Raw genomic sequence first — 7,400 nt, 5'->3', positions numbered from 1 at the left:
CGGACGGCAGGACCGTCCGCCGGGGCCCGACGGGTCGTGGTGCGGTTCTCGTCAGTCCGTCGCGGTCGCCCGGCGGCGCAGCACGAGGAGCGCCGTACCGCCGGCGACGAGCCCGGCAGCGAGGAGCAGCCCCACGAGGACGTTGGTGCCGGTGACCGCTAGGCCGCCACCCGCCGTGGAACCTGCGGCGGTGATCTCGACGTCCTGCCAGCCGAGGACCTCGCCGTCGGCGTCGAGGACCACGAGACGGTGCGTCCCGGTGTCGGTGCCCGCGGGGACGGTGACGCGCACGGTGCCGTCGGCGCCCACGGTGCGGATCCCGAGGAGGACCTCGTCCGGGTGGAGCCAGACACCGACGGGGCGTCCCGCATGCGCGGCACCCACGGTGACGGTGATCGACTGCCCGGCCCGGGCGGTCGTGGGGGCGCTGACGGTGCCCCGGGTGTCCTCCGTCAGGGACCCGGGGGTCGCGGGCTTGGGTGCTGCGCCGGGCGCAGCCGGCGGGGTGGTGGGCTCGGGGTCGCCGGAGCCGCCCGGGGCGGGCTGCTCGGGTGCGGGCTCCCCAGGCGTCGGGTCCCCGGGTGTCGGGTCACCCGGCACGGGCTCCGGGTCCGGCTCGGCCGGGACCTCGACCGCGGGCTTGCGCAGGGTGACCTGGTCGACCACGCTGTTCACGGCCTTGCCGTCACCGGCCTGCTCGCTGCGCATCGTCGAGACCGTGATCGTCTCGTCCGTCACCTCGACGTGGGAGTAGTTGCGGACCTTCTCCTGGTTGATGACCGACGCGTACGGGGCGTCGGGTGCGCGGACGTCGTAGTACTTGGAGCCGCTCGCCGAGTTGGCGGTCACGTAGAGGACCTCGCCCTCGCCGGGGACCACCTCGGACTGGCCCGGCACCTCGGTGGCGTCGGCCCGGTCGCCGTCCTCGAGCAGGAAGCTGCGGGTGTAGCTGTGGTCGTGCCCCTGGAGGACGAGGTCGATGCCGAGGTCCGAGATGATCGGCGGCAGCGCGGCGCGCAGGTCCTTGATCCGCGCGTCGTTCACGTGCGCGGCGACGGAGTAGATCGAGTGGTGGAACGCGAGCACGACCCAGCGGGCCGAGCCGCCCTGCTCGGCGACGACCCTGCGGAGGAACGCCTCGTGGGAGGCTACGTCACCGTTGTTGGAGTTGATGTTGAGGTAGAGGACGTCCTTGTGCGTGAACCAGTAGTTCCCACCGGACGCGCTGGCGCTGGTCGCGGCACCCGCGGTCGGGTCGTTGTTGGGCAGCGTGAAGTGCTGCTCGTACGCCTTCGAGCCGACGTCGTGGTTGCCGTTGGTCGGGACGAGCGGGAGCCTGCGGAGCTGGTCCGGCGCGAGGAAGGCGTCGTAGTGCGCCTCGTTGCCCGCGGACTCCACCTGGTCGCCTGCGGAGAAGATGAGCTCGCTGTCGGGGAACGCGGCCTCGGCGACGGCGAGGGTGTCGGTCCAGCCGGCCTGGTCGCGGGCGACGTCGCCGGAGGCGCCGATCTGCGGGTCGCCGACGAAGAGGAAGTCGTAGTCCCCCGTGGTCGTGCCCGTGGAGAAGGTCGAGGTCGCGGACCATCCGTCGGTGTCGTTGCCCACCCGGTACGCGTAGTCGGTGCTCTCGGCGAGGTCGGTGAGCGTGGCCGACCGGCGGAACTCGCCGCTGGTCGTCGGACCACCGGTCGCGGGGACGGTGACCGCGTCCGCGGGGAAGCTCCCGTCGGTGACGGCTGAGGCCGGGGCGAGCTGCACGACCTGTGCGGTGTCGACGTTCGAGTACCAGGTGATGCCGCGCGAGGTCTCGTCCGAGCCGACGGTCATGACGATGTCGGAGAGCTCGGCGGGGAGGTCGCTCGGCACGGGGGCCAGGGAGGTCACGTCGAGGTAGATGTCGGAGCTCGTCGCACGGTCCTGGTGGAGCGCGACGGCGAGGGTGTTCTCCCCCGCGACGAGGTCCTCCGGGCTCACCGTGAAGGTGCTCGTGACGGGGTTGCCGCCGCTCGCACCCGCGTAGACGAGGTTGCGGTCGGCCTCGGGGGCCTCCTCGACGCGGTCGTCGACGAACCCGGCGACCTTCTCGCCGTTCACGAAGATCTGGACCGCGTCGTCGTAGACGATCTCGCCGCGCAGGCTGCCGATGTCGGCGAGCTGGTCGGCCGTGACGTCGAAGCTCGTGCGGAAGTGGTACGTCGGGACGGCGGGGGCCGACCGGCCGTCGATGTAGTGGTTGAGGAGGGTGGTGATCGGGAAGCGCGACCCCAGACCGGTCGCGGCCCCGTTCTTCGCGCCGAACGCCCCGGTCGCGGACTTCCACGCCGAGTCGTCGTAGTCGGCCAGCGTCCAGGAGAGGCGGTCGGCGGCGCCGGCCGCGGGGTCGGTCGCGTCGTCGGAGTAGGCCCACGTCGTGGCCGTGGAGACGAAGGTGTCGGGGAGCTCGGCAGCCTCGGCCGCGGGGGCGACGGCGGTGAGCACGCCACCTCCGGCGAGGAAGCACGCGGCCGCTGCCGCGACGGCTCGGAGCGGACGCGGCGTACGGGACGCCGCGATCGTGTCATTCACAGGGTGACTCCAGCTTCTCGCCGCGCTGTGGGGCGGCGATCGGTCCCGACGGTGCGTGGCGGTCGGGGTGCGCCTCGAGCACCGTAGGGGTGAAAGGTGGACCGGAGACGACAAGGAGGAGAACTGGCTGCGAACACGGTCGGCGCGCGTCCCGGGCGGTCAGCGGCCGCGCTCGAGGCCGAGCAGCCAGACCTTCGCCTCGGGACCGCCGACGTACCGGCCCGCCGCCCCGTCGGACCGCACGACGCGGTGGCAGGGCATCACGAGCGGAAGAGGGTTCGTGGCGCACGCGGTCCCGACGGCGCGCACGGCCCTCGGGCTGCCTGCGGAGCGCGCCACGGCCGCGTAGCTCGCAGTGCTGCCGTAGGGGATCTCGGGGAGGCGGGTCACCACCTGGCGCCGGAATCCGCTGGTGAGCCTCAGGTCGACGGGCACGTCGAACGCGAGACGACGTCCGGCGAGGTACTCCTCGAGCTCGACGACGAGCCGGTCGAGGCGCGCGGGAGCTCGCAGGACGCGCGGGCTCACACGGCGGGCGAGGGTGTCGAGCACCGAGTCGAACCCCTCGATCGCGAACGCGAGGCGGACGACCCCCGCCTCGGTGGCGGCGACGAGCAGCTCACCGACGGGGGTGTCGACCGTGCGATAGGCGACGTCGAGGACGCCCTGCGCCTGCGCGTCGCGCGCGAGCCGCTCGCGGAGCCGGCCCTCGACGACGAGCCTGGAGTCCGGGACGTCGTGGACGCCGGGGACGGTCACGGGCGGGTGCGGTTCAGCGTCGGTCATGGTCGGCCTCCTCCACTGCGGTCCTGAACCTGGACGGGTCACGCCGGGCGGGCGGCGCGGCGCCGAGGAGGGCGCGCAGCGCCCTCATACCGTCGCTCGCGGCGCGCCGCGCGGCGGCCTCAGTCCCGCCGACGACCTCGGCGACCTCCGCGTACGGCAGTCCCGCGAGGTGGTGGTAGACGACGCACTCACGCTGCCTCGGCGGGAGCAAGGCCACCGCGGACACCAGGTCGAGACGGTCGGCGAGGTCCGCGCCTGCCGGAGCGGCCGCGTCGGGGACGGTCGCCACCGGTCGCGCCCGTCTCCCCGCGGCGCGGAGGTGGTCGACGGCCCGGCGGCGGGCGATGGTGACGAGCCAGGCCTCGACGTTGGACCCGGGCTGCAGGTCCGCGTACGCCCGGAGGGCGGACACGAACGTCTCCGACCACACGTCCTCCGCGTCGCTCGCTCCGACGAGCGCCCGGCACATCCGCAGGACGGCCGGGCCGTGGAGGGAGACGACGACGTCGAAGGGGAGCATCAGAAGAGTGTCGCGGTCGCACGGGTCGGGTCCTCGAGAGCGAGGAGCCGGAGCTTGCGCTCCACTCCTCCCGCGAACCCCGTGAGCGATCCGTCGGCACCGACGACCCGGTGGCAGGGCACGACGATGCAGACGGGGTTGCGCGCGTTCGCGCCACCCACCGCCCGCACCGCTCCGGGGTCGCCGAGATCGCGCGCGAGGTCTCCGTACGTCCGCGTCTGCCCGTAGGGGATGGCGCGCAGCAGGGCCCACACCCTGCGTCGGAACGGCGTCCCCACGGCCGAGACCGTCACGGTGAAATCCTGCCGCTCGCCGGAGAAGTACTCGTCGAGCTCGGTCCGCAGGTGCTCGAACCCCACGTCGGCACGCTCCCCGAAGTCCGCCGAGGGCGGTCGGTGCGCCGCGCCCTCCATGAAGAGCCCGCAGAGCCCGTCGTCGTCCGCGACCGCTGTGAGCACGCCCACGGGTGACTCGATTGCGGTGTGCCTGCGCATGGCCCTCCCTCGTCCTCGTCCAGTCTTCCAGCCCCGCGAGGAGGCCTGTCACGAGGTAGACGTCCGGGCGCCCTTCTTCGTGAGGTCAGGCCCGGCACATTTCGTCACGACGCCCTGACCAGGGACGACGCCGCTTCTGGGCTGCCACAAAACATGGGACCTTTGGCGCATGTGACGCCCGTTACAGAGCCATAGCGTTGGAGTCAACACCAGACCACAGCACGGGTAGCCACGAAGGGGCCATCATGACACTCACCGACAGCACCGTCAGCAGGTCGGTCTCCACGGAGATCGACACGCTCGTCACCGCTGCGCAGGGCGCGCTCGCCGAGTACGCGAGCTTCACCCAGGAGCAGATCGACCACATCGTCAAGAAGGCCTCCGTCGCAGCGCTCAACCAGCACGGGGACCTCGCGCTCCACGCCGTCCGCGAGACCGGCCGAGGCGTCTTCGAGGACAAGGCCGTGAAGAACATCTTCGCGTGCGAGCACGTCACCAACTCGATGCTCAAGCTCAAGACCGTCGGCGTCGTCAACCGCGACGAGCTCACCGGCATCACCGAGATCGCCGAGCCCGTCGGCGTCATCTGCGGCGTCACCCCCGTGACCAACCCCACCTCGACCGCGATCTTCAAGGCCCTCATCGCCCTCAAGACCCGCAACCCCATCGTCTTCGGCTTCCACCCCTCCGCCCAGGAGTGCTCCGTCGCCGCCGCCCGCGTCGTGCGCGACGCGGCCGTCGCAGCAGGCGCCCCGGCCGACTGCATCCAGTGGGTCGCCACCCCGTCCCTCGAGGCCACCAACCTCCTCATGAACCACCCGGGCGTCGCGCTCATCCTCGCCACCGGCGGGAACGCCATGGTCCGTGCCGCCTACTCCTGCGGGAAGCCCGCCCTCGGCGTCGGTGCCGGCAACGTGCCCGCCTTCATCGAGCGCACCGCGAAGCTCAAGCGGGCCGTCAACGACGTCGTCCTCTCCAAGGCCTTCGACAACGGCATGATCTGCGCGTCCGAGCAGGCCGTCATCCTCGACGCCCCGCTCTACGACGAGGCGATGGCGGAGTTCGCCACGCTCCACGCCTACCGGGCGACGCCCGCCGAGAAGGCGCTCCTCGAGGAGTACATCTTCGGGGTCCAGGCAGGTTCGGAGAACTGCGGCGAGGCGAGGCTCAACGCCAAGGTCGTCGGGCAGTCGCCGGCATGGATCGCCGCGCAGGCCGGCTTCACGGTCCCCGAGGAGACGTCCATCATCCTCGCCGAGGTCTCCGGCGTCGGACCGCACGAGCCCCTCACCCGCGAGAAGCTCTGCCCCGTCCTCGCCGTCCTCCGCGCCGACGGCGCCGAGGAGGGGATCAGCCTCTCCGAGCAGATGGTGGAGTTCGACGGCCTCGGCCACTCCGGCTCCATCCACTCCGAGGACGCCGCGGTCATCGAGGAGTTCGGCTCCCGCGTCAAGGCGGTCCGCATCATCACGAACGCCCCGAGCTCCCTCGGCGGCATCGGCGACATCTACAACGCGTTCATCCCGTCGCTCACGCTCGGCTGCGGCTCCTACGGCCACAACTCGGTCTCCAACAACGTGTCGGCCGTGAACCTCGTGAACATCAAGCGCATCGGTCGGAGGAACAACAACTTGCAGTGGTTCAAGGTCCCCGCGAAGACGTACTTCGAGCCGAACGCCATCCGCTACCTCGCGGACATGCGCGGCATCTCCCGGGTCACGGTCGTCACCGACTCGACCATGACCAAGCTCGGCTTCGTGGACAAGATCCTCGACGTCCTCAACCGCCGCGGAGAGCGCATCGCCCTGCAGATCATCGACGACATCCTCCCGGAGCCGACGGTCGACTCGGTGCAGAAGGGCGCAGAGCTCATGCGCAACTTCAACCCCGACACGATCATCGCCCTCGGCGGCGGCTCCCCGATGGACGCCGCGAAGGTCATGTGGCTGCTCTACGAGCACCCCGAGATCGAGTTCGCCGACATGAAGGAGAAGTTCTTCGACGTCCGCAAGCGCGCCTTCAAGTTCCCCGACCTCGGCGAGAAGGCGAGTCTCGTCTGCATCCCGACCACCTCGGGCACGGGCTCGGAGATGACGCCCTTCGCGGTCATCACCGACCCGGCGACGGGCAAGAAGTACCCGCTCGCGGACTACGCGCTCACCCCGACCGTCGCGATCGTCGACCCGGCGCTCACCGCCATGATGCCCGGCTTCCTCGCCGCGGACTCCGGCTTCGACGCCCTGACCCACGCGACCGAGGCGTTCGTCTCCGTCTACGCCAACGACTTCACCGACGGCCTGTGCCTCCACGCCATCAAGCTGATCTTCGAGAACATCGAGACCTCGGTGGTCGGTGGACCGGGCAGCACGGCGGACACTGTCGTCAAGGCCCGCGAGAAGATGCACAACGCGGCGACCATCGCCGGCATGGCCTTCGGGAACGCATTCCTCGGCATCGTGCACGCGATGGCGCACGTCACGGGGTCGGCCTTCCACCTCATCCACGGCCGCACCAACGCGACCTACCTGCCCCACGTGGTCCGCTACAACGGGACCGTCCCGTCCAAGCTCACGAGCTGGCCCAAGTACGAGCACTACGTCGCACCCGAGCGCTTCCAGGAGATCGCCAAGCACCTGGGTCTGCCGGCCTCGACCCCGGCGGAGGGCGTGGAGTCCTACGCCCGGGCCATCGAGGAGCTCCGGGACAAGGTGGGGATCCCGCGGTCCTTCCAGGCGCAGGGTGTCAGCGAGGCGGACTTCATCGGTCGCCTCGACGAGCTGGCCATGGGCGCCTACGAGGACCAGTGCGCACCGGCGAACCCGCGGATGCCGATGCTCGAGGACATGAAGACCCTCATGGAGGCCGCGTACTACGGCACCTCGTTCGCCGAGGTCCGGGCGGGGCGTGCAGCCGTGACGGAGGCCGCACCCGAGGCCGAGTCCGCCCCGGAGGCCACCGAGGCCGACGCCAAGCCGGCCCGCGCGAAGAAGGCCGCGCGCTGACCTGAGCGACGAGAAGGGCCCCGCACCGTGACA

General features: G+C 71.2%; 5 protein-coding genes. 1 reads left to right on the top strand and 4 read right to left on the bottom strand.

Features of this window, described 5'->3' with window-relative positions:
* Positions 1 to 51 precede the first annotated feature (51 nt).
* From JAV76_RS15005 to JAV76_RS13655, 4 genes are all read right to left on the bottom strand, one after another.
* On the bottom strand, positions 52 to 2,565 hold the full coding sequence (locus JAV76_RS15005) for a fibronectin type III domain-containing protein (RefSeq protein WP_307844243.1): 2,514 nt from the start codon (positions 2,563 to 2,565) through the stop codon (positions 52 to 54).
* Positions 2,566 to 2,724: 159 nt separating this feature from the next.
* On the bottom strand, positions 2,725 to 3,351 hold the full coding sequence (locus tag JAV76_RS13665; protein WP_198734630.1) for a methylated-DNA--[protein]-cysteine S-methyltransferase: 627 nt from the start codon (positions 3,349 to 3,351) through the stop codon (positions 2,725 to 2,727).
* Positions 3,338 to 3,871: an RNA polymerase sigma factor gene (locus JAV76_RS13660; RefSeq protein ID WP_198734629.1), complete on the bottom strand. Its 534-nt coding sequence runs from the start codon at positions 3,869 to 3,871 to the stop codon at positions 3,338 to 3,340. Before JAV76_RS13660 ends, JAV76_RS13665 begins: the two co-directional genes overlap by 14 nt.
* Positions 3,871 to 4,365: a methylated-DNA--[protein]-cysteine S-methyltransferase gene (locus JAV76_RS13655; protein WP_198734628.1), complete on the bottom strand. Its 495-nt coding sequence runs from the start codon at positions 4,363 to 4,365 to the stop codon at positions 3,871 to 3,873. The genes JAV76_RS13660 and JAV76_RS13655 overlap by 1 nt, the downstream gene beginning before the upstream one ends.
* Positions 4,366 to 4,610: 245 nt before the next feature.
* Here JAV76_RS13655 and adhE point away from each other — a divergent pair, with 245 nt between their 5' ends.
* Complete coding sequence (gene adhE / locus JAV76_RS13650; protein ID WP_198734627.1) at positions 4,611 to 7,367, top strand: bifunctional acetaldehyde-CoA/alcohol dehydrogenase; 2,757 nt, start codon at positions 4,611 to 4,613, stop codon at positions 7,365 to 7,367.
* Positions 7,368 to 7,400 lie beyond the last annotated feature (33 nt).

Source organism: Sanguibacter suaedae (assembly GCF_016342785.1).
Taxonomy (GTDB): domain Bacteria; phylum Actinomycetota; class Actinomycetes; order Actinomycetales; family Cellulomonadaceae; genus Sanguibacter; species Sanguibacter suaedae.
The sequence above is the reverse complement of the archived record's forward strand: the minus strand, read 5'-3'. Positions and strand labels throughout refer to the sequence as shown.